The sequence below is a fragment of the Oryzibacter oryziterrae genome, from assembly GCF_021864535.1.
GTDB lineage: Bacteria > Pseudomonadota > Alphaproteobacteria > Rhizobiales > Pleomorphomonadaceae > Pleomorphomonas > Pleomorphomonas oryziterrae.
Genome location: NZ_JAKJIC010000008.1, coordinates 13,081 through 38,208, shown reverse-complemented (window position 1 = coordinate 38,208; position 25,128 = coordinate 13,081). Strand labels below are relative to the sequence as shown.

General features: G+C 64.7%; 23 protein-coding genes and 1 tRNA gene. 15 read left to right on the top strand and 9 right to left on the bottom strand.

Annotation, left to right across the window (positions count from 1 at the left end; genetic code table 11):
- The first annotated feature begins 130 nt into the window (after positions 1 to 130).
- A complete protein-coding gene (locus tag L2I41_RS10255; protein ID WP_237153458.1) occupies positions 131 to 589 on the top strand; it encodes a hypothetical protein in 459 nt (152 codons plus the stop codon).
- A gap of 48 nt (positions 590 to 637) precedes the next feature.
- On the opposite strand, the gene L2I41_RS10250 is transcribed toward L2I41_RS10255, so the two are convergent.
- The 4 genes from L2I41_RS10250 to L2I41_RS10235 form a co-directional block, all read right to left on the bottom strand.
- Entirely contained in the window at positions 638 to 1,282 is a 645-nt protein-coding gene (locus L2I41_RS10250; protein WP_237153457.1) for an HD domain-containing protein, read from the bottom strand.
- Positions 1,283 to 1,444: 162 nt separating this feature from the next.
- Positions 1,445 to 3,484, bottom strand: a complete 2,040-nt coding sequence (glyS, locus tag L2I41_RS10245) for a glycine--tRNA ligase subunit beta (RefSeq protein ID WP_237153456.1) — start codon at positions 3,482 to 3,484, stop codon at positions 1,445 to 1,447.
- A gap of 102 nt (positions 3,485 to 3,586) precedes the next feature.
- Positions 3,587 to 4,942 carry an ATP-binding protein gene (locus L2I41_RS10240; protein WP_237153455.1) on the bottom strand — a complete coding sequence of 452 codons (1,356 nt, stop codon included), beginning with the start codon at positions 4,940 to 4,942 and terminating at the stop codon, positions 3,587 to 3,589.
- Between the two features lies 1 nt (position 4,943).
- On the bottom strand, positions 4,944 to 5,660 hold the full coding sequence (locus L2I41_RS10235; protein WP_237153454.1) for a response regulator: 717 nt from the start codon (positions 5,658 to 5,660) through the stop codon (positions 4,944 to 4,946).
- Positions 5,661 to 5,831: 171 nt separating this feature from the next.
- Here L2I41_RS10235 and L2I41_RS10230 point away from each other — a divergent pair, with 171 nt between their 5' ends.
- From L2I41_RS10230 to L2I41_RS10215, 4 genes are all read left to right on the top strand, one after another.
- The gene (locus tag L2I41_RS10230; protein WP_237153453.1) at positions 5,832 to 6,137 is read left to right on the top strand and encodes a hypothetical protein; all 306 of its coding nucleotides are present in this window, start codon (positions 5,832 to 5,834) and stop codon (positions 6,135 to 6,137) included.
- 122 nt (positions 6,138 to 6,259) lie between these two features.
- A complete protein-coding gene (locus tag L2I41_RS10225) occupies positions 6,260 to 6,460 on the top strand; it encodes a hypothetical protein (RefSeq protein ID WP_237153452.1) in 201 nt (66 codons plus the stop codon).
- A gap of 97 nt (positions 6,461 to 6,557) precedes the next feature.
- Entirely contained in the window at positions 6,558 to 7,040 is a 483-nt protein-coding gene (locus L2I41_RS10220; protein WP_237153451.1) for a YbaK/EbsC family protein, read from the top strand.
- A gap of 665 nt (positions 7,041 to 7,705) precedes the next feature.
- Entirely contained in the window at positions 7,706 to 9,376 is a 1,671-nt protein-coding gene (locus L2I41_RS10215) for a methyl-accepting chemotaxis protein (RefSeq protein WP_237153450.1), read from the top strand.
- Between the two features lie 96 nt (positions 9,377 to 9,472).
- On the opposite strand, the gene L2I41_RS10210 is transcribed toward L2I41_RS10215, so the two are convergent.
- Both L2I41_RS10210 and L2I41_RS10205 read right to left on the bottom strand, forming a co-directional pair.
- Entirely contained in the window at positions 9,473 to 9,886 is a 414-nt protein-coding gene (locus tag L2I41_RS10210) for a nuclear transport factor 2 family protein (protein ID WP_237153449.1), read from the bottom strand.
- An 83-nt stretch (positions 9,887 to 9,969) separates the two neighbouring features.
- Positions 9,970 to 11,850, bottom strand: a complete 1,881-nt coding sequence (locus L2I41_RS10205; RefSeq protein ID WP_237153448.1) for a potassium transporter Kup — start codon at positions 11,848 to 11,850, stop codon at positions 9,970 to 9,972.
- 345 nt (positions 11,851 to 12,195) lie between these two features.
- Here L2I41_RS10205 and L2I41_RS10200 point away from each other — a divergent pair, with 345 nt between their 5' ends.
- The 3 genes from L2I41_RS10200 (at position 12,196) to L2I41_RS10190 (ending at position 16,953) form a co-directional block, all read left to right on the top strand.
- A complete protein-coding gene (locus tag L2I41_RS10200; RefSeq protein ID WP_237153447.1) occupies positions 12,196 to 13,767 on the top strand; it encodes a sensor histidine kinase in 1,572 nt (523 codons plus the stop codon).
- The gene (locus L2I41_RS10195; RefSeq protein ID WP_237153446.1) at positions 13,739 to 14,425 is read left to right on the top strand and encodes a response regulator; all 687 of its coding nucleotides are present in this window, start codon (positions 13,739 to 13,741) and stop codon (positions 14,423 to 14,425) included. The genes L2I41_RS10200 and L2I41_RS10195 overlap by 29 nt, the downstream gene beginning before the upstream one ends.
- Before the next feature lie 344 nt (positions 14,426 to 14,769).
- On the top strand, positions 14,770 to 16,953 hold the full coding sequence (locus L2I41_RS10190; RefSeq protein ID WP_237153445.1) for a glycoside hydrolase family 44 protein: 2,184 nt from the start codon (positions 14,770 to 14,772) through the stop codon (positions 16,951 to 16,953).
- Between the two features lie 18 nt (positions 16,954 to 16,971).
- On the opposite strand, the gene L2I41_RS10185 is transcribed toward L2I41_RS10190, so the two are convergent.
- Positions 16,972 to 17,739 carry a 2-keto-4-pentenoate hydratase gene (locus L2I41_RS10185; protein ID WP_237153444.1) on the bottom strand — a complete coding sequence of 256 codons (768 nt, stop codon included), beginning with the start codon at positions 17,737 to 17,739 and terminating at the stop codon, positions 16,972 to 16,974.
- Between the two features lie 333 nt (positions 17,740 to 18,072).
- Between L2I41_RS10185 and L2I41_RS10180 the strand changes: the two genes are divergently transcribed.
- Genes L2I41_RS10180 through L2I41_RS10150 form a run of 7 tightly spaced genes read left to right on the top strand, consistent with a single transcriptional unit; the run spans position 18,073 to position 24,018 of the window.
- Positions 18,073 to 19,065 carry an AAA family ATPase gene (locus L2I41_RS10180; protein WP_237153443.1) on the top strand — a complete coding sequence of 331 codons (993 nt, stop codon included), beginning with the start codon at positions 18,073 to 18,075 and terminating at the stop codon, positions 19,063 to 19,065.
- A gap of 10 nt (positions 19,066 to 19,075) precedes the next feature.
- Positions 19,076 to 19,984, top strand: coding sequence for a DUF58 domain-containing protein (locus L2I41_RS10175; RefSeq protein WP_237153442.1), 909 nt, complete (start codon positions 19,076 to 19,078; stop codon positions 19,982 to 19,984).
- Complete coding sequence (locus L2I41_RS10170) at positions 19,974 to 20,333, top strand: hypothetical protein (protein ID WP_237153441.1); 360 nt, start codon at positions 19,974 to 19,976, stop codon at positions 20,331 to 20,333. Before L2I41_RS10175 ends, L2I41_RS10170 begins: the two co-directional genes overlap by 11 nt.
- A gap of 1 nt (position 20,334) precedes the next feature.
- Positions 20,335 to 21,288: a VWA domain-containing protein gene (locus tag L2I41_RS10165; RefSeq protein ID WP_237153440.1), complete on the top strand. Its 954-nt coding sequence runs from the start codon at positions 20,335 to 20,337 to the stop codon at positions 21,286 to 21,288.
- Entirely contained in the window at positions 21,285 to 22,205 is a 921-nt protein-coding gene (locus L2I41_RS10160; protein WP_237153439.1) for a vWA domain-containing protein, read from the top strand. Before L2I41_RS10165 ends, L2I41_RS10160 begins: the two co-directional genes overlap by 4 nt.
- Positions 22,205 to 22,834, top strand: a complete 630-nt coding sequence (locus tag L2I41_RS10155) for a tetratricopeptide repeat protein (RefSeq protein ID WP_237153438.1) — start codon at positions 22,205 to 22,207, stop codon at positions 22,832 to 22,834. The genes L2I41_RS10160 and L2I41_RS10155 overlap by 1 nt, the downstream gene beginning before the upstream one ends.
- Positions 22,828 to 24,018, top strand: coding sequence for a hypothetical protein (locus tag L2I41_RS10150; protein WP_237153437.1), 1,191 nt, complete (start codon positions 22,828 to 22,830; stop codon positions 24,016 to 24,018). Before L2I41_RS10155 ends, L2I41_RS10150 begins: the two co-directional genes overlap by 7 nt.
- A gap of 205 nt (positions 24,019 to 24,223) precedes the next feature.
- Here the strand turns inward: L2I41_RS10150 and L2I41_RS10145 are convergent, their stop codons facing one another.
- Together L2I41_RS10145 and L2I41_RS10140 are read right to left on the bottom strand one after the other, a co-directional pair.
- A complete protein-coding gene (locus tag L2I41_RS10145) occupies positions 24,224 to 24,754 on the bottom strand; it encodes a dihydrofolate reductase family protein (RefSeq protein WP_237153436.1) in 531 nt (176 codons plus the stop codon).
- A 295-nt stretch (positions 24,755 to 25,049) separates the two neighbouring features.
- Positions 25,050 to 25,124 (bottom strand) — tRNA-Glu (locus tag L2I41_RS10140).
- Positions 25,125 to 25,128: the final 4 nt, after the last annotated feature.

Below are 25,128 nucleotides of genomic sequence, written 5' to 3'. Positions count from 1 at the left end.
TTGCAATTAATGATTGATTAACGCGCATTGTCCGTGGTTATACTAGCCCTGCGGCGTCAGGCTGATGAGCGGCTGAAGCGATGGAAGTCATCGCGCGCTGCCTGTCGCGCCCGCATCGAGGGGGTGGACCATGGCGGACAAGGATCACATTGCCAAACTGATCGAACTTGGTGACGATCTCGCAAGCCTCAAGCATGCGCAGGAGATTGCCGCGCAGGCGCTGAAGGCTGCGGGCGAGCCGCCGTTTCCCAAGAATGGCTGCGCGGCGACGCTCAGTGCACTGCTGAAGCTCGCCGGCATCGACGTGCCGATGACCCTGGGGGCTGGCAAGCTGGCGCATATTCTCGGCGGCCAGATCAGCAGCCGCGGCTGGGCTCACATTCCGGTCGGCGAGCAGCAGCCGGGGGATGTTGGCGTTACCTTTGATTTCGGCGGTGTTCCCGGTGCAGACCATGTCTATCTGGTGCTGCACACCGTCACCACCGATCACATGATCATCGCCGACAATCAGGCGCCGGAACCGCATCTGCGTTACGCCAGCGGGAAGGGCGGCAAGACGCCGACCGACTATTTCCTGCGCGCCAGCTGAGGCCGAGTTCAGGCGGGCGCGGGCACCGGTCAACCCAGTCCTGCGCCCTCAAATCTCCTCGAGGAACTCGTCGTAGAAGCGCTTGAGGCGGCTCTGGCGCTCGTCCGCCAGGCGGCGGCCGGTCTCGGTCTTGAAGCCGTCGGCCAGCTTGAACAGCTTGGCCTTGAAATGGTCGATCGCATAGCGCGCGTCGTTGAGCGGGCGTGTCGCGGCATAGGGATCGCCGGGATCGTAGAGCGCACTCTGCATGCGGCCGGCGATGTAGAAGCAGCGGGCGGCGCCGACCATGCCGATGGCATCAAGTCGGTCGGCGTCCTGCAGGATGCGCGCTTCGATCGTGGTCGGTTCGATGCCGGCGGAATAGCTGTGCGCCTCGATGGCATGGGCCACAGCGTCGATGCGATCGTCGGCCCAGCCGAGTCCCTTGAGGATGCCGCGTGCCTTCTCGGCGGCAAGCGTCGAAGCCTTGGAGCGCAAGGGCGAGTTCTTCTCCACCGACACGCCGTCATGCAGCAGAACGGCAGCGGCCAGGATCTCCGCGTCTCCGCCCTCGATCGCCTGGATCGTCACCACATTCTTCCACACGCGCAGGAGATGCGACATGTCGTGGCTTCCGTCGCCGGAATTGCCGCCGGAGTGCGGCAGCAGGCGCGCGGCGAGGTGGTCATGCGGGGTAAACGGCGGCTCGATCACGGGGCGATCCGATGAAGATGAAGGTTCGCCTTAAGTATTAACCAAGCCCTTGGTGCGCTGCAAACTTATATTGTCCTGCGCTGATATTTCGTCGGCTTGCAAGGAGACAGAGGAACGGCCGGCGGCAGCACGGATGCGCCGCCGGTCCGGCCTTGAGCGTCCTTATCCCTCGATGCGCGAGAAGTCCGCCACCTGGTGGCAGGCGTTGCGAATCGCGGTGAGCAGGGCGAGGCGGTTGGCGCGGATCGCCTCGTCCTCGTCGTTGACCAGAACCTTGTCGAAGAAGGCGTCGACCGGGGCGCGCAGGCTGGCGAGCGCCTTCATGGCGCCTTCGAAGTCCTCGGCGGCGAGCGCCGTGGCGGCGGCCTTCGACGCGGCGTCGACGGCAGTGCCAAGGGTGGACTCTTCGGCCACCTTGAACAACGAGGCGTCGACGGCCGCCGCAACCTTGGTGCCCTTCTTTTCCTCGGCCTTGAGGATGTTGGCGGCGCGCTTGTAGCCGGCCAGCAGGTTCTTGCCGTCGTCGGAAGCGAGCAGGGCGCCCAGCGCCTGCACGCGCTTGACCACCATCAGCAGATCGTCCTGACCGCCGAGGCCAAAGACGGCGTCGACGAGGTCATGGCGGGCGCCGGACTCGCGCAGCTGCACCTTCAGGCGATCGGCGAAGAAGTCGAGGAGGTCCGGCGTGCGGGCGGCGATCGTGTTGAGCGACAGCCGCAGTTCATTATCCAGCACAATGCGGATCACGCCCAGCGCGGCACGGCGCAGCTGGAACGGGTCCTTCGAACCCGTCGGCTTCTCGTTGATCAGCCAGAAGTTCACCAGCGTATCCAGCTTGTCGGCCAGCGCCACGGCAATGGCGACCGGGTCGGTCGGCACGCGGTCGGACGGGCCTTGCGGCTTCCAGTGATCTTCGAGCGCGGTGGCCACGGAAGCCGGTTCGCCGGCGCGGGTGGCGTAATAGCGGCCCATCAGGCCCTGCACTTCGGGGAACTCGCCGACGACGCCGGTCAGGAGGTCGGCCTTGCAGAGCAGGGCGGCGCGGGCTGCCAGGTCCACATCGGCGCCGACCAGCGGGGCGATCTGACGAGCGAGCGCCACGATGCGCTGGACGCGTTCGCCCTGCGTGCCGATGTCCTTGTGGAAGGTGATGGCGTCGAGCTTGGGCACGAGGCTGTCGAGCGGGATCTTCAGGTCGCCGTCCCAGAAGAACTTGGCGTCCGACAGACGGGCGCGGATGACGCGCTCGTTGCCGCCGATGATGGTCTTGCCGTCGTCGTCCGCCTGCATGTTCGAGGTGAGGATGAACTTGTTGGCAAGCCGCCCGGTCTTCGGGTCTTTGAGCACGAAGCACTTCTGATTGGCGCGGATGGTGGCGCGGATCACTTCGTCGGGCACTTCCAGGAAGGCCGGATCGAAGCTGCCCATCAGCACCACCGGCCATTCGACGAGGCCGGCCACTTCGTGCAGCAGGCCCTCGTCTTCCACCAGCTCGAGGCCGGCGGCAAAGGCGAGGTTGCGCGCGTCATGCAGGATGATGTCGCGACGGCGGGCCGGATCCAGCACCACCTTGGCCTTTTCCAGGCTCGCCACATAATCCTCGAAGCGGCGCACGCGGATCGCCTGGTTGGCGAGGAAGCGGTGGCCGAAGGTGATGTTGCCGGACTTGATGCCCTCGATCTCGAAATGCACCACTTCCGGCTCTTCGGTCTCGGTGCCGAAGGTGCAGACGATGGAATGCAGCGGGCGCACCCACCACAGGCTGCCAGCGCCCCAGCGCTGCGGCTTGGGCCAGGGGAAGGCGCGGATCACCGCGGGCACCAGCTCGGCGATGATATCGGTGGCGGCGCGGCCGGGCTTCACGAGATCGGCGACATAGAAGTCGCCCTTCTTGGGATCGCTGACGACGCGCGCGCCGGAGATGTCGGCCAGTCCGGCGCCGCGCAGGAAGCCCTGGATGGCGCCGGCGGGGGCGTCGGTGCGCGGGCCCTTCTTCTCTTCCTTGAGATCGGGCGAGCGGGCGGTCAGGCCATGAACGATCAGCGTCAGGCGGCGCGGCGTCGCAAAAGCACCGGCGCTCTCATAGGTCAGGCCTGCCTCGACCAGACCGCCGGTGATCAGGGCCTTCAGATCGTCCGAGGCCTTCGCCTGGAGGCGGGCGGGAATCTCTTCGGAAAAGAGTTCGATGAGAAGATCGGGCATGGCGGTCCTGTCCTGACAAAATGCGCGGGCCCTGATTAGTCGGTTCGAAGCAAAATGTCATCCCCGGAACGACGGAGATTGAGGGACTTCGCACGCTCGGGCTCAACCCGGATCCATTTCCATGAGCGGCACCTGCAGGGTGAACCGGGCGCCACCGGTCGGCGCGTCGCCGATGGTCAGCGTTCCGCCGTGGCCTTCGGCCAGATTTCGCGCCACCGCGAGGCCCAGGCCCGCGCCGCCGGTCGATCGGTTTCGTGACTGTTCCAGGCGCACGAAGGGTTCGAGCACCGCCTGGCGTTGATCGGTGGGGATGCCGGCGCCACGATCGTCCACATGCAGCGTCGCGTGTCGGGCTGACAGTTCCAGCGTCAGGATCGCCTGCTGGCCATATTTGACGGCATTGTCGGTGAGATTGCCGACAACGCGTTTGAGTGCCAAGGCATCCCCCAGCACAAAGGTCGGTTGAGCGGGCGTCGCGGCAAGCTCGACGGGTTGGCCAACCGCCTGTCTGTCGGCGACCAGATCGGCGACGATATCGCGGAAATCGATCATTTCCAGTTGTTGTTCGCCGGCCCCCACGCGGGCGGCCAGCATGGCGTCGTCCAGCAGGCGGATCATGTCGTCAATGTCGTTGCCGGCGGCTGCCCGTTCTTCCGGATCGCCGATTTTCTCGACGCGCAACCGCAATCGGGTCGCGAAGGTGCGAACGTCGTGGGAGATGCCGCCGATGAGCACCATGCGGGTCGCCAGCATGGACGACAGCCGGTCCTGAAGGCGGATGATCGCCTGGGCGATGGCGCGTATCTCCGGCGCCACGGTGCGGCTGTCGGGCAGATCGATTGGTGCCGATCCCGGCTCGAGGCTGTCCACCGCCGCTGCCAGTCGGACGAGGGGGCGGGTTGCCGATATCAGCAGGGCGACCGCAATCAGCGCCAGCAGCGCACTGCCGAGGCCGGCGCCGAAGCCCACCGGCAGTCCCAGCCCGGTCATCACCACGGGGCTGCGCGTGTCCACCACCAGCAGCTCGCCGGAAGCGAGCTTCATGCGGAACTCGATGCCATTCGGTCGTCCGGGCAGCCAGCGCTCCTGCCGGGGCGGCAGCCAGATTGCGTCAACGCTGAAGGGGCGGCCGGGCAACAGGCGGCTGACTTCGTTGGCGAGAGCCATCGCGGCGCTGTCGGGTGTCTCCCCCACGCTCAAGGGCGTTTCGTCCGAGAGGATGCGGGCATCCAGACGATTGGTGTGCACCGCTGCCAGGATCGTTTCCCGGTCGCCCGCCTCGGCGGCGTCGAGCAGTGTCACCAATGCGGCGACCTGGGTGGCCGAGGGGGCGGGGTTGATGTCCGACTGGCGCTCATTGGCCACGAGATAGGCGAAGGCGATCAGCCCGAGCCAGGCCAGCAGCAGCACCGCCACGAAGCCGAACAGTACGCGGATCAGGAGGGCGATGCGCAGCATGTCAGGCCATCTTCTGTACGGCGGCCGTGAACACATATCCGCCGTTGCGGACCGTCGAGATCAGGGGCGTGTCCTGATCCTGCCGGTCAAGCTTCTTGCGCAGGCGGGAGACCAGCATGTCCACGGTTCGGTCGAAGGGTTGCGCCTCATGGCCGCGCAGCATGTCGAGGATCTGGTCGCGCGACAGCACCCTGCGTGGCCGCTGGACGAAGCAGGCCAGGAGATCGAACTCCGACGTGGTCAGGGGGAGCGGCTCGCCATCGGGATCGCTGACGCTGCGCATGTCCAGATCGATGACGAAGCCGGCAAAGCCGTGGCGGCGCGAGGCCGCCGTCTCCGCGGGGCTGTGGCCCCGGCGCAGCAGGGCCCGCACGCGCGCCAGCAGTTCGCGCGGACCGAAGGGCTTGCTCAGATAGTCGTCGGCCCCCATTTCGAGGCCAACCACGATGTCCACTTCGTGGCTCTTGGCCGTCAGCATCAGGATCGGAAAGCGGTGGGTCTGGCGGATGCGCCGGCAGATCGAGAGCCCGTCCTCGCCCGGCAGCATGAGGTCCAGCATCAGCAGGTTCGGCTGGCGCGTGGCGAGGCATTGGTCCATTCCGGCTGCACTCTCCACCGCGACGACCTCGTAGCCTTCGCCCCGCAGCAAGTCACCGACCATCCTGCGGATCTCAGGATCGTCCTCAACCATCAGGATGAATGTTTCATGTGCGCTCATGGGCTTCATGGTTGGCCAAATCACCTTTGTCGCGCAAGATGAATCCGGTGCTTTTGACAAACTGTTACAAGGCTTGGACCAAGCGTTACGTTCCCATCAAATCAGGATGACACGACAAGTCTAGCTTCATCTCGTCGCCGGTCGCTGAACCGGATCTCTGGAGTGAAGCCAATGAAAATGTCCTTCGTCTCGCTTGCCATTGCCGCCCTGGTTTCCATCGCAGCCGTTTCCGACGCCAGTGCCTGGCAGCGTCACGGTACGGTCACCCTGCCGTCCGGTCGCACCATCAACAGCCAGGGCTCCGGCTCCTGCGCGAACGGCAGCTGCAACTATGGTGGCACCGTGACCGGCCCCAACGGCGGTGTTGCCACCTACGGCGGTTCGGTGACCTGCTATCAGGGTGTCTGCACCTCCAATGGTTCGGCGACCGGCCCGGCCGGGCGTACCGTGCAGCGGTCCGGCAGCATTTCCCGCTGACGGTCGGTTGCATGGGCACGATCAAGGCATAGCGACTGCTACCGATGGTGTTTTCACCCAATGGAGCGGATTGGGGTGGGTCCTGTATAATTGAATTCTCAGGTTCACTTTTCGGTGCCCAAATGTCCAATCTGCCTCATGGTGACGGTTCGCCTTTGTCCAAGGAAGACAAGCTCACGGCCGCCGTGCCGACGGGCGAAGAGGTCGTTGAGGCCGTGCGCCAGCACGACATCAGGGAACTCGCCGGCCGCGCCGGTGCCTTTCCGGGGGCCTGGAAGACGATCAGCAATCTCGTCCATGACGACGAGCACAAGACAGCCTGAACAGGCGACAATTCAAGGGTAGGAATTTCCCAAGGGGCAAAGAGGTGATAAGGGCATTCGGGGTCATCCCGGGTGCCTTTTTCATTTGGAGCGTTCCATGTCTGCCGATCAAGCCTTGCCTGATGCCTGCCTGCGTGTGCTTGCCGGAGCAACCGAACGGGGATTGTCCATCTCCATCAAGGTCATGGCCGACAGCACCAAGACGGCGGAGGACGCGGCTGCGGCCTGCGGCTGTACGGTGGCGCAGATCGCCAAGTCGCTTGTTTTCGTCGGTCGCGAGACGCGGACGCCCTATCTGCTGCTGGTCTCCGGCATCAACCGCGTCAACGAGGACGGCGCTGTGGCCATCTTCGGCGAGGCGCTCGACCGGCCCAAGGGGGCTGAGGTCCGTGCGATCACCGGCTTTGCCATCGGCGGCATTCCGCCCTTGGGGCATGTCTCGCCGCTCAAGACATACATCGACGAACACTTGATGAGCTTCGATGTCATCTGGGCTGCTGCCGGAACACCGAACGCCGTCTTTCAAACGACTCCCGCCGATTTGCTGCAAGCCACTCAAGCAATTCGCTTTGTAGCGTAAATCTTACGTGTATTGGTGGCGTTAAGGTTGTGCATTCCAGGTGCCTCCAAGCTTCTGAAATGTGCAGCATGGAGACTGATTTTCCAGACCTTCTGGTCTGTGTCGAGATATATGCGTTGCCTGCCGCAGTTGTTCAGACAACGACTGGCCCGGCCACCATGCCCGGGCCTCTTGTATACATGGCGCAGGTCCATCCAGTGCGCACAGACAAGGCAGGCAAGCCACCTGCAGGTTTCCCCATATGCGCGAATCATTTGGCAGAACGCGCGACATCAAAGTCCGGTGCTTTGCAGTGTCATCTCGGTGCGACATCCATTTGTGAAGGGCCTGCGTGTAACTTTTTTTGTTTACCGATTGATACTTACCGCTCTTACGTACTGCCGCATCTCGTCAAGCCATACTTGCAAAAACATCATAGTTTTTTCCAAATTCAGCAGCTTTTATCATTGATATAAATATCAATATAAAACAATTGATGAGGAAGTTGTACTGCGCCTATATACAAATGATTGTCTTGACAGCACTAGATATCAATTCCGTGTATGTGATGTTTAATTTTTCATTAATCATTTGTATGAAACATTTTTATATTGGCGCAAAATTGCCTTGGGCTGGCAGTTTATTTGAGGGGGTTGGCTCGGATGTCTTACGCAGATCTATCGCTAATGTCGAAAGTCGCTTCACTGATCGGCTTGATGGGCTTGGGAGCGCTCGCGGGAGGCGGCTTCTCCGGTTACAAGATGATTGGCATCGACAGCAGCTACTCGACCTTGATCGACGGGCCGAGCACGGCGGCAATCAATCTGGCGCGGGCCAATCGAAACATCTCCGATCTTGCAATGTCGCTCTACTGGAATGCGGCGGCAAAGACGGACAAGGACAATCAGGATGCTGCGACGGCCCGCAGTTCAGCGATGGAAGGTTACGACAAGAACATGTCGCTTGTGATCGGCGCCGTGCCGGAAAAGCGTGCCGAACTTGAGAGTATTGAGGGAAAACTGCATGCGCTGCTTTCCGGCGCCTGTGGTGAGGTTGCCAAGCTCGGGCAGTCCAACGATGCGGCGGATAACCTCAAGGCACTCGACAAGATGAATGCCGAGTGCCGCCCGGCGCTGGTCGACATCCAAAAGCAGGCTGTGGAATTCAACAACGACTTGATCGCAGAGATGACTGCGGAGTCCGACGGAAACACCGCAGATAGCTGGTCCGCGGTCTGGTTATCCTTGGGCAGCATCGTCGTGATGATTGTTGCGGTTGTTTCCCTGGCGGTCTTCCTGTTGCGGCGTGCGGTCACCGGGCCCATCGCTCACTTGATCGACAACATGAAATCCATGCAAGGCGGCAACTACGCTCTCAACATTGCCGGCATCGGGCGCAAGGACGAAGTTGGCAGCATCGCCGGCGGTCTTGAGGCCTTCCGCGTCAGCCTTGCCGATGCCGAAGCTCAGCGCAAGGCGCAGGAAGCGGCCAAGGCCGCAGAGGAAGCCGCGATCCGCCGTCGCGCGGAACTTGCCGATCGCTTCGTTTCTCGCATGGAGAGCCTCGCCACCGGCTTTGGCAAGTCGTCGGGTGAAGTGTCCGACGCCGCCCGCAATCTGTCGGCTACCGCCGAGGAAACCGCTCGCCAGGCCCAGGCTGTCGCCGGTGCCGCCGAGGAAGCGGCCTCCAACGTTCAGACAGTCGCGGCCGGCGCCGAGGAGCTTTCCGCTTCGATCCAGGAGATCAGCAAGCAGGTCGGTCAGTCGTCGATGATTGCCAAGGAAGCCGCCGTCGAAGCCGAAACGTCGGCCCACAATGTGCAGACCCTGTCGCAGGCTGCGCAGCAGATCGGCGAAGTGGTCGAGCTCATCAACAACATTGCCGCCCAGACCAACCTGTTGGCGCTCAATGCCACCATCGAAGCGGCGCGCGCTGGCGATGCGGGCAAGGGCTTCGCGGTGGTTGCCGCGGAGGTCAAGCAGCTCGCCGACCAGACGGCCAAGGCGACCGACCAGATCGGCAAGAAGATCGGCGAAATCCAGACGGCCACCGGCACGACGGTCGATGCCATCTCGCGCATCGTCCGCACGGTGCAGAATATCCAGCAGTCGTCGTCGGCCATCGCCGGGGCGGTGGAAGAGCAGGGGGCTGCCACCAACGAGATCGCCGCCAACACCCAGCGCGCTGCCACCGGTACGACGGCGGTCACCAGCAACATCGCCGGCGTCTCCACGGCCGCCGAGATGACCGGTGCCGCCTCTACCCAGCTGATGACGCTGTCGAGCCGCCTCAACGAGCAGTCGTCATCGCTGCAGCAGGAAGTCGCCGACTTCGTGCGGTCGCTGCGGGCGGCTTGATCGTCTACCGATTTTGCCAAGTTGCGCGGGGCCCGGATGTCCTTCCGAGCCCCGTGTTTCCTTTTTGACTCAAGTTCGGCCGGCAAGCCGCCGTCTTCAGTCCTGGCTATGTTCGACTGGTGCTGCCGGTTCTGCACCGCTAAACAGCCTCCAGATCCAGTCTGTTCCCGTGTGCTGGAAGATGGCCGTCAGGCGATAGGGGCACCTGGAGACGCCTGCATCACCTGTCATGACCAGGTGCCCTTCGGCAAAGAGCCAGGCGATATTGCCTTCGCGGTCTACATCAAACCTTGAAAAGTCGAAGGCATGCCGCACGGGCCGCGCGAACAGCATCTTGAACAGTGCATGCAGTTCGTCCGGGTTTGCAGCGATCTCTCCCGCTTCCGAGCCAACCAGCCGGAATCCCGGCGACCAGAGTTCATCGACGATTGCCGGGTCGCGATCATGCAGAAGGCGCGACATTGTTGAGACCTTGCGTCGAAGAGCTTCTGTCGTTTCGCTTGCGGTCATGCTCGGAGCTTTCCAGAGACTGTGTGAGAGGCATTGAGTGTAAATCTTGCAGCTTTCGCCGGCAACTTCCTCCATCCCGTTGGTCAAATGGTGAATTGCTGGCCGATCTCCACCACGCGATTGGAGGGCAGGCGATAGTAGCTAGTCGCGTCGGTCGCCTGCTTGGTCAGGGCGATGTAGAGGCGGTTCTGCCAGTGCGGCATGGCCGATTGCGCGGCGGGTTTGAACGAGCGTCGGCTCAGGAAGAAGCTCGTCGACATGATGTCGAACTTGATACCGCTCTTGCGCGCATGCGCCAGCGCCATGGGCAGATTGGCGTCGTCCATGTAGCCGAAGGTCACCGTGACCTGCGTGAAGGAACTGTCGAGCGGCGTGATGGTGATCCGGTCGGCCTCGGCCACATGCGGCGCGGTGGCGTAGCTTACTTTCACCACCACATTATTCTGGTGAATGACGTGGTTGTGCTTGAGGTTATGCATCAGCGCGCTGGGGGCAATCTCCGGGTCCGACGTCATGAACACTGCCGTGCCCTTGCTCACCACGGCGGATGAGCGCTGCAGCATGCCGATGAGGTCGGCGAGCGGGATGGTCTCGGCGCGCGCCTTGGCGAGCGTCAGGTCCGATCCACGCACCCAGGTCCACATCATCAAGCCGACCATGGCCGCGAAGAACAGCGGTACATAACCGCCTTCGAACAGCTTCAGCATGTTGGAGGTCAGGAACACCATTTCCACCACCAGCAGCGGCGCGATGACGGCGGACACCTTCCACAGCGGCCAATGCCAGGCGCGCCAGAAGACGATGAAGGCCATCAGCGAGGTGCTGACCATGGTGCCGGTGACGGCGATGCCATAGGCGTTGCCCAGAGCACTGGAGCTCCTGAAGGTGAACACCAGGAACAGCACGCCAACCAGCAGCAGCCAGTTGACCTTGGGCATGTAGATCTGCCCGACCTGTGCTTCCGACGTATGGCGGATCTCCAGACGCGGCAGCAAGCCGAGCTGGATCGCCTGCTGGGTCAGCGAGAAGGCGCCGGAAATCACGGCCTGGCTGGCGATGACGGTGGCAACGGTGGCCATTCCCACCAGCGGCAGCAGGCCCCAGCTCGGCGCCATCAGGAAGAACGGGTTTTCCAGCGTTTCCGGATGGGCCATCACCATGCTGCCCTGACCCAGATAGTTGAGCGCGAGCGCAGGAAACACCACCACGATCCAGGCGAACTGGATCGGCTTGCGACCGAAATGGCCCATGTCGGCATAGAGCGCTTCCGCACCGGTCACCGCCAAGAACACCGAACCCATCACGGTGAAGGCGCCAAAGCCGTGGATGACGACAAAGCGGATCGCTTCGATCGGATTGAGCGCGGCCAGGATCGACAGGTCGTCGCCGATGTGCATCACGCCGAGCGCGCCCATGATCAGGAACCAGACGAGAGTGATCGGCCCGAACCAGGCCGAGACACTGCCGGTTCCCTGATTCTGGATGGCGAACAGCGCGATCAGGATCACGACCGTCAGCGGCAGCACATAATTGGTGAAGCCGGGCGAGGCCAGTTCCAGGCCTTCCACTGCCGACAGCACGGAGATGGCCGGCGTGATGATGGCGTCACCGTAGAACAGCGCCGCGCCGGCGACACCGAGCAGGAACAGGGCCAGGGTCCGCCGCCCAACCGCTTCCTGGGCAAGGGCGAGCAGCGACAGCGTGCCGCCTTCGCCGCGGTTGTCGGCGCGCAGGATGAAGATGACGTATTTGATGGTGACGATCAGCGTCAGCGACCACAGCAGCAGCGAGACGATGCCCACCACTTCTTCCTGGGTGAGGCCGTCGGCGGCAGCGTGATTGAGGGATTCGCGGAGGGCATAGAGCGGGCTTGTGCCGATATCGCCGTAGACAACGCCGATGGAGCCAAGCGCCAGCGTCCAGAAACCGGCCTTCGGGTGGGACGCATGTGCAGTGTCAGTCATGAAAGATCGGTCTTTCGTTAAATGATGGCCCAAGTATAATTTTCATATGGCCGATCTCAATGTCATATCTATTTCAAAGACAGGGAATCTGGCCGTTTTTTATTTTTTCTTTATGGTTTGAAATCAGATATTTATATAAACTTTATGTCGGCCGCACGGTGGTCGGTTGTCCGGTCCTTGGCTTGGCTGGGCTCATGTTCGTCGCGCGGTGCGGCTTGGTGTTTTCCTGGTGCAGCAAGGTTGATAGTGTTGCCATTCATGAGCGGATTGCAGCCTCCTCCTTTTTCGCGCCAGGCACCTGATGGCACCGATACGCCGGCGCTGGTGGCGCGCGCGGAGGGCGATATGCCCGATAGCGCCCTGCGGCTCGACTGGCGGCGACCGGGGCCGGTACGTGCCTATGTGGAAGCGGGCTTCAGTGTAGGCGCCGGATTGGCCCTGGCGCTGGTGGTGTCGCGCCGCCTTGGCCTTGTGGACGTCTCTCCGATCCTGCTGCTGTCGGTGCTGGTTCCGGCCATCCGCTTCGGCATCTGGCCGGCGGTGTTTGCGTCCGGGTTGGCCTTCCTCGCCTACAACTTCTTCTTCATCGAGCCCTTGTACACGCTCGCCGTCGCCCGGCCGCGCGAGCTGGTCACGCTGGTCGCCTTCCTGGTGGTGGCGGTGATCACGTCGGCGGTGGCGGGTCGATCGCGTCAGCGGGCGCATGAGGTGGTGGTCCGCGGCCTCGAAATGCGCCAGCTCTATGCATTTGCCCGCCGACTGTCGTCGGTCGCCGATCGCGCGACGGTGCTGGCGACGGCGGCAGACGAGGCCTCCGCCATCCTCGGGCGGCGGACGGTGTTCCTGCTGGCCGAGGATGACGACCTCACGCTCGCCGCGGCGTCCTCATCGGCCACGCTCGACGAGGCGGCACTGGCCGCCGCGCGCTGGGCCTTTGCCTGTCGCGAACTCAGCGGTGCCGGCACGGCGACCCATGCCGAGGCCAGCTGGATTTTCGCCCCCATGTCGGCGGGCCATCGCCGCCTCGGCGTCATCGGCGTTGCGGCCGAAGGCAAGGGCGCGCCGCTCGACACCGAACAGGTCATCCTGCTCTATTCCCTTGCCGAGCATGCGGCCATTGCCGCCGACCGGGCGCGCCTGGCCTCGGAGATCAGCGTCGCCAAGGCGGCGGCTGAAACCGAAAGCGTCCGCAACATCCTGCTGGCGTCCGTCAGCCATGATTTCCGCACCCCGCTTTCCTCGATCCTCGGAGCTGCGTCCAGCCTGATCGACTATGGCGAGCGGCTCTCGGCGCCGCAGCGTGCCGACTTACTGTCCTCGATCCACGAGGAAGCCGAGCATCTCGACGGCATGGTCCGCAATCTGCTCGCCATCACCCGTCTTGAGGCGGGAGCACTCGACCTGCAACGGGACTGGGTGGACCTTGCCGACAGCGTCCATCGCGTCGTTGCGCTGGCTCGTCGCCGCGGCGCAAGCCAGTCGATCCGGGTTCAATTCGCCGCGGACATGCCGCTTGTCCGGGCGGATGCCAGCCTGATTGAACAGGCGCTCGGCAACGTGCTGGGCAATTCCCTACGGCATGCCGGGGCAGGGGCCGTCATCGATCTCTCCATCCGGCGCGAGGGGCAGCGGGCGCTCGTCGCGGTGACCGACGATGGACCGGGCATCCCAGCGGATCTCCTGCCGCGTGTCTTCGCCAAGTTTGCCCGCGCTAAGGCGTCGGCGGCCGATGGCGGAGAAAGCTTCGGCCTCGGCCTTGCCATCACCCAGGGTATCGTCGAAGCGCACGGCGGCGAGGTGACGGCCGAAAGTCCGGTTGCCGATGGCCACGGCTGTCGCATCACCCTGCGCCTGCCCCTTGAGGCTTCGCATCCAGAGGACAGTGAAGATGAACAAGCCGATCCTGCTGGTGGTTGACGATGAGCCAGCCATCCACCGGTTCCTCACGCCGGTGCTGGAGGTGGAGGGCTACGAGGTGGTGCGGGCGGAGACCGGTCGGGCGGCACTTGACCTCGCGCAGTCCCGCAAGCCGGACGTGATCATCCTCGATCTCGGCTTGCCCGATCTCGATGGCAAGGATGTGATCGTCGCGCTTCGGCAGTGGTCCGCCACACCGATCGTCGTGCTGTCCGCGCGGGATCGCGAGGCCGAGAAGATCCTGGCGCTCGACATGGGCGCCAATGATTTCGTCAACAAGCCCTTCAGCGTCGGCGAGCTGCTGGCACGCTTGCGCGCCGCCCTGCGGCAGCGGCGGCGGATCGACGGCGAGGGTCCGGTTCTGCGCTGCGGTGCCTATGAGATCGATCTGGCTCGCCACCGTGTCGCCCGGGATGGCGAGGACATTCGCCTCACCAAGACCGAATACGAGTTGCTGGCCCAACTGGCCCGCCATGCGGGCACCGTGCTGACGCACCGGCAGTTGCTCTCGGCCATCTGGGGCGATGAACATGCCGGCGATACCCAGTATTTGCGCGTCTATGTCGGCCAGCTGCGACAGAAGTTGGGTGATACCGGAGATGTCAGGCTGATCATTACCGAACCTGGGGTTGGCTATCGTCTGTCCGATGCCGGTTGAGGTGGTTGGAAAAGGGTAAAGTCACCTGCAATACCTGCAGGAAGCCTTGAATCCTTGATGGTGATGAACCGTTCATTTTGATCTCGGGCTCTTGCAAGCACGGCATCGGCCCGTGACTGCCGATCATTGACTTCAATTTGCTTTCAGGTGTTAAAACTGAAGGGCGAACCGCTGGTTTCGGTTCGAATTCATGAGTTTTTCGTCAGATTTTACGTCTTTTGCGTCCACCAGTTCATTCACGGTGACCCATGATCATTTGCTCGTCATCCCTTCGCCGTCTTGGCTCTGCCTTGCTGCTGACGACCTGTCTTGCCACTGGCTCCGCGCAAGCGCGGAGCACTGCCGTGGTGTCAGTTGATGCGTCGGCGGCTCGGCAGCACCCGATCAACCCGCTGATCTACGGCATCAGCGTTGGCGACGCCGACACGATTTCCGCGACGGATCTGAAGCGCCTGAACTTCACCATCAACCGCATGGGCGGCAACGGTCTCTCCACCTATAACTGGCAGCAGAACGCGCATAACCTTGCCAGCGACTGGTTCTTTGAGAGCTATCCCTACGCCTCCTCGGCCCCGTCGGGCGAGGCGGATACCTTCGTCAAGACCAACAACGCAGCGAACGTGTCGTCCATGGTGACGGTGCCCATGCTGGCCTGGATCGCCAAGCTCGGCGATCAGCGCAGCGTGCTGCCGGCCTTTTCCATCAAGAAATACGGCGCCCAGACCGAGCATGACTCCTGGTATCCCGATGCCGGCAACGGCATCCTGGTCTCGGGCGGCAACGTCAAGAATAACGCCCCTCAGGACGCTTACGTGCCCTCGACGCCGGCGACCCAGAAGGGCTTCGTGCAGCATCTGGTGACGGCCTTCGGCCCGGCAACCTCGAAGGGGCCGGACTTCTATCTGCTCGACAATGAAGTCAGCCTGTGGTCCTCGACCCATCGGGACGTCCATCCCGAAGGCGTGCACGCCGTCGAAGCGCGCGACGCGATGATCGATTATGCCGCCGTCATTCGCGCTGCCGATCCCTCGGCCAAGATCGTCGGGCCGGAGGAATGGGGCTGGCTGCCGTTCCTCTACAGCGGCTACGACCAAGTCTGGTCCGGTGACCACGGCTGGAACAGCGAGCCGCCAGACCACGCCGGCGTCCAGAAGGGGGCCGACTACATGGCCTGGCTGCTCGCCGAGATGAAGAAGGCCGGTCGGCCGATCGACGTCTTCAGCATGCATTATTATCCGCAGTCGGGCGAGTATAGCGACGACATGAGCGCCGCCGTGCAGCGGCTGCGCAATCGTTCGACGCGCGAGCTGTGGGATCCGTCCTATGTGTCGGAGAGCTGGATCGGCCAGAAGGTCAATCTCATCCCGCGCATGAAGGCGCTGGTGAAGAACAACTATTACGCCGGCACTCCGACGGCCCTGACCGAATACAGCTGGGGTGCGGACGGCACCATCAGCGGCGCGACCGCGCAGGCCGACGTGCTTGGCATTTTCGGTCGCGAAGGTCTCGACATCGCCACGCGCTGGACGGTGCCGCATACCGAGACGCCCACCTTCAAGGCCATGCAGCTCTACCGCAACTACGACGGCAACCTGCATGTCTTCGGTGAAACCGGCGTTTCCGCCAAGGTGGCCAATCCCGATGAACTCTCCGCCTTTGCCGCCTTGCGTCAGGCCGACAAGGCGCTGACGGTGATGGTGATCAACAAGTCGCTGCCCGGCACCAGTGGGGCGGCCAGCAGCACGCGTGTGGAGCTCAAGGGGTTCACGCCCTCGGGGCAGGTGCTCGCCTATCAGCTTACCTCGAAGAACACCATTGCCCGCCTTGCCGCGCCCAAGGTCTCCGGTGGCAGCATCACCGTGCCGACGCCGGCCCAAAGCGTGACGATGGTGGTCGTCGCCGCCAAGGGGACGGTGGTGGCCGAGCCGCCTGTTGCCAAGTTCACTGCGACGCCGGCAACCTTGCAATCGGCGCTGCCCGTCTCGGCGACAACGTCGCTCGACGCCCACAGTTCGCAGGCGAAAACCAACCCGATCGCGTCCTATGCCTGGACCTTCGGCGACGGCAAGACCGCCAGCGGCGTCGCCGTCAGTCACACCTACAAGAGCTATGGCTTCTTCCCGCTGTCGTTGACGGTCAAGGACAGCAAGGGGCTTGTCGACGCAAGGACGATCACCGTGCCGGTGCGACCGGCCGATCAGACGGCCAAGACCTGCGCCATCACCTACAAGGTGACGTCCGATTGGGATACCGGCTTTGTCGCCAACCTGCACATCACCAACACCGGCGGCAAGGCGATCAACGGTTGGGCGCTCAACTGGAGCTTTGCCGGCAATCAGGTGATTTCCAACTTGTGGAACGGCACCCTGCAGACGCTCGGCAAGGAGCAGCTGGTCACGCCTGCCGACTGGACGAAATCCATCGGCGCCGGTGGCTCGATCGACGTCGGCTTCTATGCCGACTATACCGGCGCCAATGCCAAGCCGGTCAGCATCAAGCTGAACGGCATGACCTGTACGCTTCACTGATCCCTGCCGGCCCCGCCGTCAGGACCGGTTGAGCGTGAAGCGGATGCTGCCAAGGCCTTCGATGGAGGCGATGGCGGTTTCTCCCGGAGCGATGAGATGGCCACCGCCGAAAGCACCGGTGGTCACCACCTGGCCGGCCACGAGGCCGTGTCCGGCCTTGGCAAGCGCATTGGCAAGCCAGGTCAGGGCGTGATGCGGCAAGCCCGAGGGATGGCCGCCGGTCTGGCTGACCACGCTCCGCCCGGCAATCTCCAGCGAGACCTCCAGGTCGGACTTCATCAGCGGCAGCCAGTTGGTCACCGCCGGGCCGGAAATCAGGCCCCAGTTGCCCATGGCGTCGGCGCGCGACAGGAGCGGTGCCGGCTTGGGATCGGCGGCAAGGCGGCTCTCGAGGATTTCGAAGGCGACGAAGGCGCAGCCGACGGCGTCATGCACTTCCTCGGTGGAATAGGCGCTACCGTCCGGCTTGCCGGGCAGGTCGTGGGCCATGCGGAAGGCAACCTCGACTTCCACCTTCAGCGGCGACAGGTCGTAGTTCGTGGCGGCGGGGGCCGCGTAGACATGGCTGAACAGAATGGCGCCCCAGGCACCCTCGGCCTCGCCGATCTGCAGCACCTTGTAGCCGCCGATGCGCCCGAGCGCGTCGACCACCGCCATCTGCACGGCGTCGGCCTGCATTGCAGCGGTGGGGATGAGATCGTTTTCAATGCTGGCCAGCTTTCGGCCGGTGCGGCGGGCATCAACAAGCAGGGCGGCAAGGCGTTGAACGGCGGTCTCGCTGGGCATGGAATGTCCTTCACATCGAAACGGGGAGGGCAGAAAGCCCGGGACGTCACGCAGTTTGTCGGCAGAATCGCTGTTGCGGACGAGGCAATCGTCCGGTCAGCCGAGTCACTTGCCGAGCGGGTTGACAGGAACTGATATCGTTTGCCGTCCGTGCTGGCCAGAACGTCCTCTGCCGAATGGGATTTTCCCGTGCTTGCCGGCTGCGTGTCGTGGCTCGCGCAGGGCAATATGTCTCAGGCTCGCCCATCGGTGCAGCCTTGGCGACGTCCGGGTAACCCCGTAACCTTCCGCAAAAGCGCACCGAAGAGGCGCCTGTGTATCCGGGAGGGATTCATGAACGACCAGACGCCGTCCACGTCGTCCGTCGCATTCGTCACGCGCCAAAAGGTCATCGATCTCGCCGCTTCGGTTGAACTCGGCCTCATCGGTCGCGGCTCCCTGGTGGAGCGGTTGATGATCGCGCTGCTCACCGGCGGCCACGTTCTTGTCGAAGGACCGCCCGGTCTTGCCAAGACGCGCGCCGTGAAGCTGCTTGCCGAAGGGCTCGACTGCTCCTTCTCCCGCGTCCAATGCACGCCGGACCTGATGCCGGCCGATGTGACAGGGACGCAGGTCTTCCGCCCGGAGCGGGGCGATTTCGAGTTCGTCGCCGGCCCGGTGTTCCATTCGCTGCTCCTGGTCGACGAGATCAACCGGGCGCCGCCGAAGGTGCAGTCGGCGCTGCTTGAGGCCATGGCCGAGGGGCAGGTCACGGTTGGCGGCATCACGCACGCTCTGCCGCGCCCCTTCATGGTGGTGGCGACACAGAACTCAATCGAGCACGAGGGCACGTTCCCGCTGCCCGAAGCCCAGCTCGATCGCTTCCAGATGCATGTGCTGGTCGCGTTGCCCGACGCGACCTCCGAGCGCGCCATCATCGATCTCGTCGAGAGCGAGACGGCCGGCACCGCGCCTGCCGTCAGCCATAACCTTGATGCGGCATCGATTTTCTCCGCCCGCGCCGAGGCGGCCTCCGTCCGGCTGGCGCCTGCGCTCAAGGACTATATCGTCCGTCTGGTGATGGCGACGCGCGAGGAGCAGCCAGCGCCCGACATCCGCCGCCTGATCGCCCATCCGGTCTCTCCGCGCGGAACCCTGTCGCTGGCTGCTGCCGTCAAGGCCCGCGCCTATCTGCGAGGCCGCGACCACGGCCTGCCGGAGGATGTGGCCGAGCTTGCGCCCGACATTCTTGCCCATCGCCTCGTTCCCACCTGGCGCGCCACCGCCGATGGCGAAAGCGCGCGCAGCCTGATTGCCAAGTTGATCGATCGTATCGAACCGCTGTGAGGAGCGCGCCATGGCCGAGCCGCATACCGCCGGCGCAGAGGTCGATGCCGACCGTCTGATCCACTTGCGCAATCTTGTCGGCCATCTGCCCGAGCCGAAGCTGGCCGCTGCCGGGCGGCCGGGCGGTTTCCCGACACGGGCGCGCGGCAACGGCCTCGATATCCGCGAGGTGCGCCCCTATGTGGAAGGCGACGATTTCCGGCATGTGGATGCCATGACCACCGCCCGCACCGGTCGCGTGCATGTGCGCAGCTTCCATGATGACCGCGACAAGGCGGCCTTGCTGATCGCCGACTTTCGGCCGCCCATGCTCTGGGGCACACGTCGCCGCCTGAAATCGGTCGCTGCCGCCGAAGTGCTGGCGCTCTGTGGCTGGCAGGCGGTGATGGCCGGCGGTCGGCTCGGCGCCATGATCGTTGGCCTTGATGAAGTCGAAGGCAGCTTTCTCGCCTTGCGGTCGCGCGATCGGGCCATGGCCGAAGCAGCCGGCCTGTTCGCCTACGGCCATGCCCGGGCGATGGCCGCCGCCGGCCGGGCACGCAGCCAGACGCTTGAAGTCTCGCTCGAACAGGCCGGGCGCCTGATGCCCTCGGGCAGCACGCTCTATCTGGCCACAGCGCTTGACGACGCCGGTGACGACTTCGATGCGCTCGCCGAGGCCATTGCCCGCCGCATGCGGCTGGTGGTGTTGCTGGTGACCGACGCCTTCGAAACGGCGCCGCTGCCGGGCGGCTATCCCTGGTTCACGCGGCCCGGCCGGGTGAACTGGACGGACATCGGCGTCAAGCCTTCCGTCCCACCGGACCCGCGGCCGGAACGTCTTCGCCGGCTCGGGGCCGAAGTGCGGCTGGTCGACGCCGCGGCGACCGACGAGCAGCTTTGCCTCGCCCTACTGGAGGACAGCCGTCATGCCGCCTGAAATCGCCGCCCTCGGGCCGGTGCGCATGCCGCTTGCCTTCGCCGATTTCGGGGTGCAGGACCTTATGGCGGCGCTCAGCCTCGGCATCCTGGTGGCGTTGCTGATCGGTCTCGCCCTGCGCCCCTTCCTCGCGTCGCGGCAGGCTGACCTTCTGCGCGTCAGGGCAGAGCTTGCGACCTTGGCGACGCTGCCGGCCGACGAGCGCCTGTTCCGGCAGGGGCAGGTGCTGGCCCGGTTCGGGCGGCGTCTCTCCGACGACGACCGCGCCGCCCTCTATGGCGCGGCCGGCAGCGTCGATCTCGACGCGGTGGATCGGCGGATCCTCACGCTTGCCGCGCGGCGGAGGTGACATGGACTTCGCCCTGCCGCTCGCCTTTCTGCTTCTGCCGCTGCCCTTGCTGGCGCGCTTGCTGCCGCCGCTCAAGCGGGCGCCGAGCGGTGCCGTCTACCTGCCGCCCTCCATCGCCGATCGTCTGGCGAGCGGTGCCAGTGGCGGCCTCGTGCGGCTCGCGCCACGCCTCCTGCCGGCCCTGATCTGGCTGTTGCTGGTGGTCGGCCTGGCCGGACCGCGCCAGATCGCGGTGACGGACGCGCTGTCCGTCTCCGGCCGTGACATCGTTCTGGTGCTGGATCTCTCCGGCAGCATGCAGATCGCCGACTTCTCCCTGGGCGGCGCCAACATCACCCGGCTCGACGCCGTCAAGCATGTGGCGACCCGTTTTGTCGAGGGGCGCAAGGGGGATCGGGTTGGCTTGGTCCTGTTCGCCGAGCAGGCCTATTTCGCCGCGCCGCTGACCTTCGACCTGCCGGCGGTGTCGGCGGCCATTGCGCAGGCGAGCATCGGCATTTCCGGTCAGTCGACCGCGATTGCCGACGGGCTCGGCCTCGCGCTCAAACGGCTGCGCACTTCGGACGCCAAGAGCCGCGTGATCATTCTGCTTTCCGACGGATCGGATACCTCCGGCACCGTCGTCCCGGCGGAAGTCGGCACGCTCGCCAGGTCCTTCGGCGTCCGCATCGACAGTATCGCCCTTGGCCCGCGCGACCTTGAGACCTCGCCCACCGATCGTGACGCCGTCGACAGCGCCACGCTGCGCGCCATTGCCGAAGCGAGCGGCGGCGTCAGCTATCGCGTCAAGACGCTCGACGATCTCGGCGCGGTCACCGCTGCCATCGACAAGCTGGAACCGTCGCTGGCCGACCAGCCGCCGGTCAGCGTCTATCGCGATCTCTGGATCTGGCCGGCCGGGCTTGCCCTCCTCTTGTCGCTCGTTCTGCTGCTGACGCGGGAGCGCGAGGCATGATCGACGTCTTTGGTCTCATCCTGCAACGCCCGTTCTGGCTTCTCGCCCTTCCGGTCCTGATCGCTGTGGCGCTGCTGGCGCATCGGCGCAGTCTGGGGCTTGCAGCCTGGGAGAAGGCCACCGATCCGGCGCTGCTGGCGGCGATGCAGCGGGTCGGCCACGTGATGCGACGCCAGGCCGGCTGGGTGCTGCCGTTGCCGCTGGTCGCTGGCCTGTTGCTGGCGCTGGCCCTATCAGGGCCGTCGACGCGCTTGCAGGCGCCGGCCTTCCGCAATCTCAACGGCATCCTGGTCCTGATCGACCTGTCGCCGTCGCTGATCAAGGGCGGCGGTCTCGACGACGCGCAGGCGGTGGCAGCCCTGGTGCTCGATCGATCCGGCGGCCGGCCGGTTGGCCTGATCCTCTATTCCGGCGAGGCCTATCTCGCCAGTGCACTCACCACCGACGCGGCAACGCCGGAAAGCCTCATCGGCGTGCTCGACGCCGACACCATGCCGGCCGGTGGCTCGCGTCCCGACAAGGCCCTCAACCTTGCCGCCGACGTCCTCACCGACGCCCATCTGACCCATGCGGACGTGCTGCTGATCTCCGATGGCGGCGGCCTGACCCCCGCCGCCGATGCCGCCGCCGAACGCCTGCGGAAGACGGGTGGTCGCCTGTTCACGGTGGCGGTCAAGGTCACGCCGCCCGCTGGCGCTCCGGCCGTTGAGCCTGGGGCCCTGGCAGAGCTTGCGGCCCGCGCCGGTGGCCAGACCTTCAGCGCCGCCGATCCGGTCAGCGTGGCCGGCGCGGTCGCATCCTCCGATAGCGATATCGTCGAGGCCGGATTGGCCCCACTGTTCTTCCATGATCTCGGCCGCTGGCTGATCCTGCTCGCCTTGCTGCCTGTCTTCCTGCTGTTTCGGAGGACTGCCTGATGCGCCGCCTGCTCGTTCCCGTGCTGGCTCTGCTCGCAGTCGCCTTCGGTGTTGCCGCCGGACCGGACGCCTGGGGCAAGCTCGCCCTGCTTGCCGGGCAACCGGCCCTGGCCGCTCGCCTGTTGTCTGATCCAGCCGCTCGCGGCGTGGCGCTCTATCACGCCGGCGACTATACCTCGGCCGATTCGGCCTTCACCGCCGCAGGCCGGGTCGCCACCTATGACCGGGCGCTGACCCTGGCCAAGATCGGCAAATACGATCTGTCGCTCGCCTATTTCGATGCGGTGCTGTTCGCCAATCCGCGCGACGACGACGCGCGCATCAACCGCGATATCGTCGCCAAGTTCGTCAACGTGGTGGTGGGCGAGACCAATGGCGCCCATGGCGGCATTCCCACCAAGGTGATGGGCGTTGCCTCCGGCGACCAGAACGATCCCGTCGTACCCGGGACGCTGACCGACCAGCGCCATGTCTACAAGCCGCTGAAGGCGCGCGGCATCGAAGCTTCCGTCGGCTGGATGACCGGCCTGACCGATTCGCCGGGGGAGTATCTCAAGAAGCTGCTGGCGGTCGAGTACAAGCGGCGTCAGGACAATGGCCTGATTCAGCCGGAGGAGAGCCCATGGTGACCCGCCTCCTTGTCCTGGTGCTTGCGCTTTGCACAAGCCTCGGAGCCTCCCGCGCCGCCGAGCCCGACGCCCGTCTGGAGCTTCTGTTCCAGACCCCGCACCCGATCGTCGGCCAGATGATCTTCGCCACATTCCGGGCCGAATATACCTATGGCATCGGTCGCGAGTCCCTGCAGATGCCCCCCTTCACCGGCTTCAACTGGGTGCAGCTCGAACGCGACAAGTGGACCGAGCAGACCGTCGGCGATCGGCGCCTCAAGGTGCTGGAGCGGCGTCTGGCCCTGTTTGCCAAGGCGCCCGGCCATTTCACCTTCGCGCCCTTCGTGCACCGCGTCTCCGTGGTCGAACAGAACAATCGCTGGGTCGACAAGGTGTTCACGTCGGGCCCGACAACCATCGACATCGCGCCCGCGCCCGCCGTGGCCGGGCAGGCCTGGATGCCCGCAAGTTCGGTCGAACTCACCGACGACTGGAGTCGCGATCCCGCCGGGCTCACCGACGGCGTCAACACGCGCCGCACCATCACGCTGAAGATCCTGGGCGCCGATCCCGAGCGCTTGCCGGCGGCACCGGTGATCCGCGAGCCGTGGCTGATCAGCTTCGTGGCACCCGAGGAGCGCCACATCGAGCCGACACCGAACGGCCCGCTCGCCACGCTCACCTGGAGCTGGCAGCTGCGTCCGATCACCGGCGAGGTGGGCACGCTGCCGGCGGTCGTCTTCCCCTGGTATGATGTCGCCTCCGGCGAGGCGCGCGAGGCCGCCCTTGGACCGCGCCGTATCGGCGACGCGCGCTTCGGCAACAACACCACGACCGTGTGGACCGACTATTTCAGTCCCGCCTGGAGCCTTGTGCTCGCCGGCATCGTCGGCCTGCTCCTGGCCCTGATCGCGCTTGCCTCGCTTGTGCGTCCGCTGACGCCTGCCGAGCGAGACCTGTTTCGCCGGCGCCTCCGGCGCCTGTTGCCCGATCGCGACGCGTCCTTGCTCAAGGCCGCCGCCCGTCGCGGCGACTTGCCGACGGCGCGTCAGGCCGCTGCTCGCTGGCTCTCGCGCCAGCAAACGCCAACAGCCCGGCGACGAGACCTGCTGGCCCCCATCGACAGCGCGCTGTTCAGTCCGCAGCCCCAGACGAAAGGCTTCGACGCCAGAGCCTTCGCGCGGCGCGTGCTGCGGGAGGCTTAGAGCGCCCGCCGATCAGGTTGAACCAACATGATCGACAAGCGGCTGCTCAAACTCTGGAGTCCGGAGCGATTTCTTGTCGACCTGACGATTCCGTCAGGTCGGAAAGCGCTCGAGGAGGCACGCCGGCCAGGGTTGCCGGGCACCGGCAACCAAACGCTTGCCGATCCATTCCTTGCGCTCGGCCTATGGCCGAACCGCCTCAGCCTCACGCCGGAACGTAGCTCAGCCGGACGACGTTCGCGTCCATCTGCTCGGTCGCGACCAGACGTAACGGCGGGCGTGGCCCGGCAAAGAGGGGTGTTCCGGAACCCAGAACGACAGGGTGAATGTAGAGGTGATACGCGTCGATCAGACCGGACGGCACCAGGCTGTGCGCAAGGCGCGTGCCGGCGACATCGATCGTGCCATCCCTGTCCGCCTTCAGCTTGCGGACGAAGTCGTCCAGCTCGCCTGAAACCAGCGTGGCATTGGGGCCGACCTCCGTCAGCGACCGCGAGGCCACCCACTTCGGAAGCGCGCGCCAGGCCTCCGCAAAGTCGCGCTCGGCGTCGCCCCAGTCGTCCTGATCCTCGTCCCAATAGCGCATGAGGTCATAGATCTTGCGCCCGTAGAGGCCGCCGGCAAGGCCTTTCACCTGTTCGATGAAGTGGCGAAAGAGCTCCGGGCCTGGCGCAAAGGCCGTGTGGTCGACATAGCCGTCGAGCGACATGTTCATTCCGAACACCAGCTTTGCCATGAGCCTGCTCCTCAAACGCTGTCCGACCCGAGGCTATCGCCCAAGCCGACTGGAAATCGCTCCGCATCCAGGCGTTCGAGCAGGTGCTTGTCGATCATGCGGTTTCAGTCTGATCGGCGGCGGCTCTCGGGATCCGGCGGCAATGGTTATCCGGGAACTGTGTCTCGCGTGGCCGGATCTGTCCAGCCCCTCGGCAAATGGTTCACCGATGCGGGCACTCGCGATACGACACTCGATTTGCCCCGAGGCTGGGCACGGTCGTGAAACATCATCGATGTCGGGGAAAATGTTGGGGTGGTACGGCCTACGGGAATCGAACCCGTCTCTCCAGCGTGAAAGGCTAGTGTCCTAACCGATAGACGAAGGCCGCCCAA

What these genes read in the sequence shown, in the direction of transcription:
- L2I41_RS10255 (WP_237153458.1), top strand. Translation starts at nt 131, where the DNA reads ATGGCGGACAAGGATCACATTGCCAAACTGATCGAACTTGGTGACGAT.
- glyS (WP_237153456.1), bottom strand. Translation starts at nt 3,484, where the DNA reads ATGCCCGATCTTCTCATCGAACTCTTTTCCGAAGAGATTCCCGCCCGC.
- L2I41_RS10240 (WP_237153455.1), bottom strand. Translation starts at nt 4,942, where the DNA reads ATGCTGCGCATCGCCCTCCTGATCCGCGTACTGTTCGGCTTCGTGGCG.
- L2I41_RS10235 (WP_237153454.1), bottom strand. Translation starts at nt 5,660, where the DNA reads ATGAGCGCACATGAAACATTCATCCTGATGGTTGAGGACGATCCTGAG.
- L2I41_RS10230 (WP_237153453.1), top strand. Translation starts at nt 5,832, where the DNA reads ATGAAAATGTCCTTCGTCTCGCTTGCCATTGCCGCCCTGGTTTCCATC.
- L2I41_RS10225 (WP_237153452.1), top strand. Translation starts at nt 6,260, where the DNA reads ATGTCCAATCTGCCTCATGGTGACGGTTCGCCTTTGTCCAAGGAAGAC.
- L2I41_RS10220 (WP_237153451.1), top strand. Translation starts at nt 6,558, where the DNA reads ATGTCTGCCGATCAAGCCTTGCCTGATGCCTGCCTGCGTGTGCTTGCC.
- L2I41_RS10215 (WP_237153450.1), top strand. Translation starts at nt 7,706, where the DNA reads ATGTCGAAAGTCGCTTCACTGATCGGCTTGATGGGCTTGGGAGCGCTC.
- L2I41_RS10210 (WP_237153449.1), bottom strand. Translation starts at nt 9,886, where the DNA reads ATGACCGCAAGCGAAACGACAGAAGCTCTTCGACGCAAGGTCTCAACA.
- L2I41_RS10205 (WP_237153448.1), bottom strand. Translation starts at nt 11,850, where the DNA reads ATGACTGACACTGCACATGCGTCCCACCCGAAGGCCGGTTTCTGGACG.
- L2I41_RS10200 (WP_237153447.1), top strand. Translation starts at nt 12,196, where the DNA reads ATGCCCGATAGCGCCCTGCGGCTCGACTGGCGGCGACCGGGGCCGGTA.
- L2I41_RS10195 (WP_237153446.1), top strand. Translation starts at nt 13,739, where the DNA reads ATGAACAAGCCGATCCTGCTGGTGGTTGACGATGAGCCAGCCATCCAC.
- L2I41_RS10185 (WP_237153444.1), bottom strand. Translation starts at nt 17,739, where the DNA reads ATGCCCAGCGAGACCGCCGTTCAACGCCTTGCCGCCCTGCTTGTTGAT.
- L2I41_RS10180 (WP_237153443.1), top strand. Translation starts at nt 18,073, where the DNA reads ATGAACGACCAGACGCCGTCCACGTCGTCCGTCGCATTCGTCACGCGC.
- L2I41_RS10175 (WP_237153442.1), top strand. Translation starts at nt 19,076, where the DNA reads ATGGCCGAGCCGCATACCGCCGGCGCAGAGGTCGATGCCGACCGTCTG.
- L2I41_RS10170 (WP_237153441.1), top strand. Translation starts at nt 19,974, where the DNA reads ATGCCGCCTGAAATCGCCGCCCTCGGGCCGGTGCGCATGCCGCTTGCC.
- L2I41_RS10165 (WP_237153440.1), top strand. Translation starts at nt 20,335, where the DNA reads ATGGACTTCGCCCTGCCGCTCGCCTTTCTGCTTCTGCCGCTGCCCTTG.
- L2I41_RS10160 (WP_237153439.1), top strand. Translation starts at nt 21,285, where the DNA reads ATGATCGACGTCTTTGGTCTCATCCTGCAACGCCCGTTCTGGCTTCTC.
- L2I41_RS10155 (WP_237153438.1), top strand. Translation starts at nt 22,205, where the DNA reads ATGCGCCGCCTGCTCGTTCCCGTGCTGGCTCTGCTCGCAGTCGCCTTC.
- L2I41_RS10150 (WP_237153437.1), top strand. Translation starts at nt 22,828, where the DNA reads ATGGTGACCCGCCTCCTTGTCCTGGTGCTTGCGCTTTGCACAAGCCTC.
- L2I41_RS10145 (WP_237153436.1), bottom strand. Translation starts at nt 24,754, where the DNA reads ATGGCAAAGCTGGTGTTCGGAATGAACATGTCGCTCGACGGCTATGTC.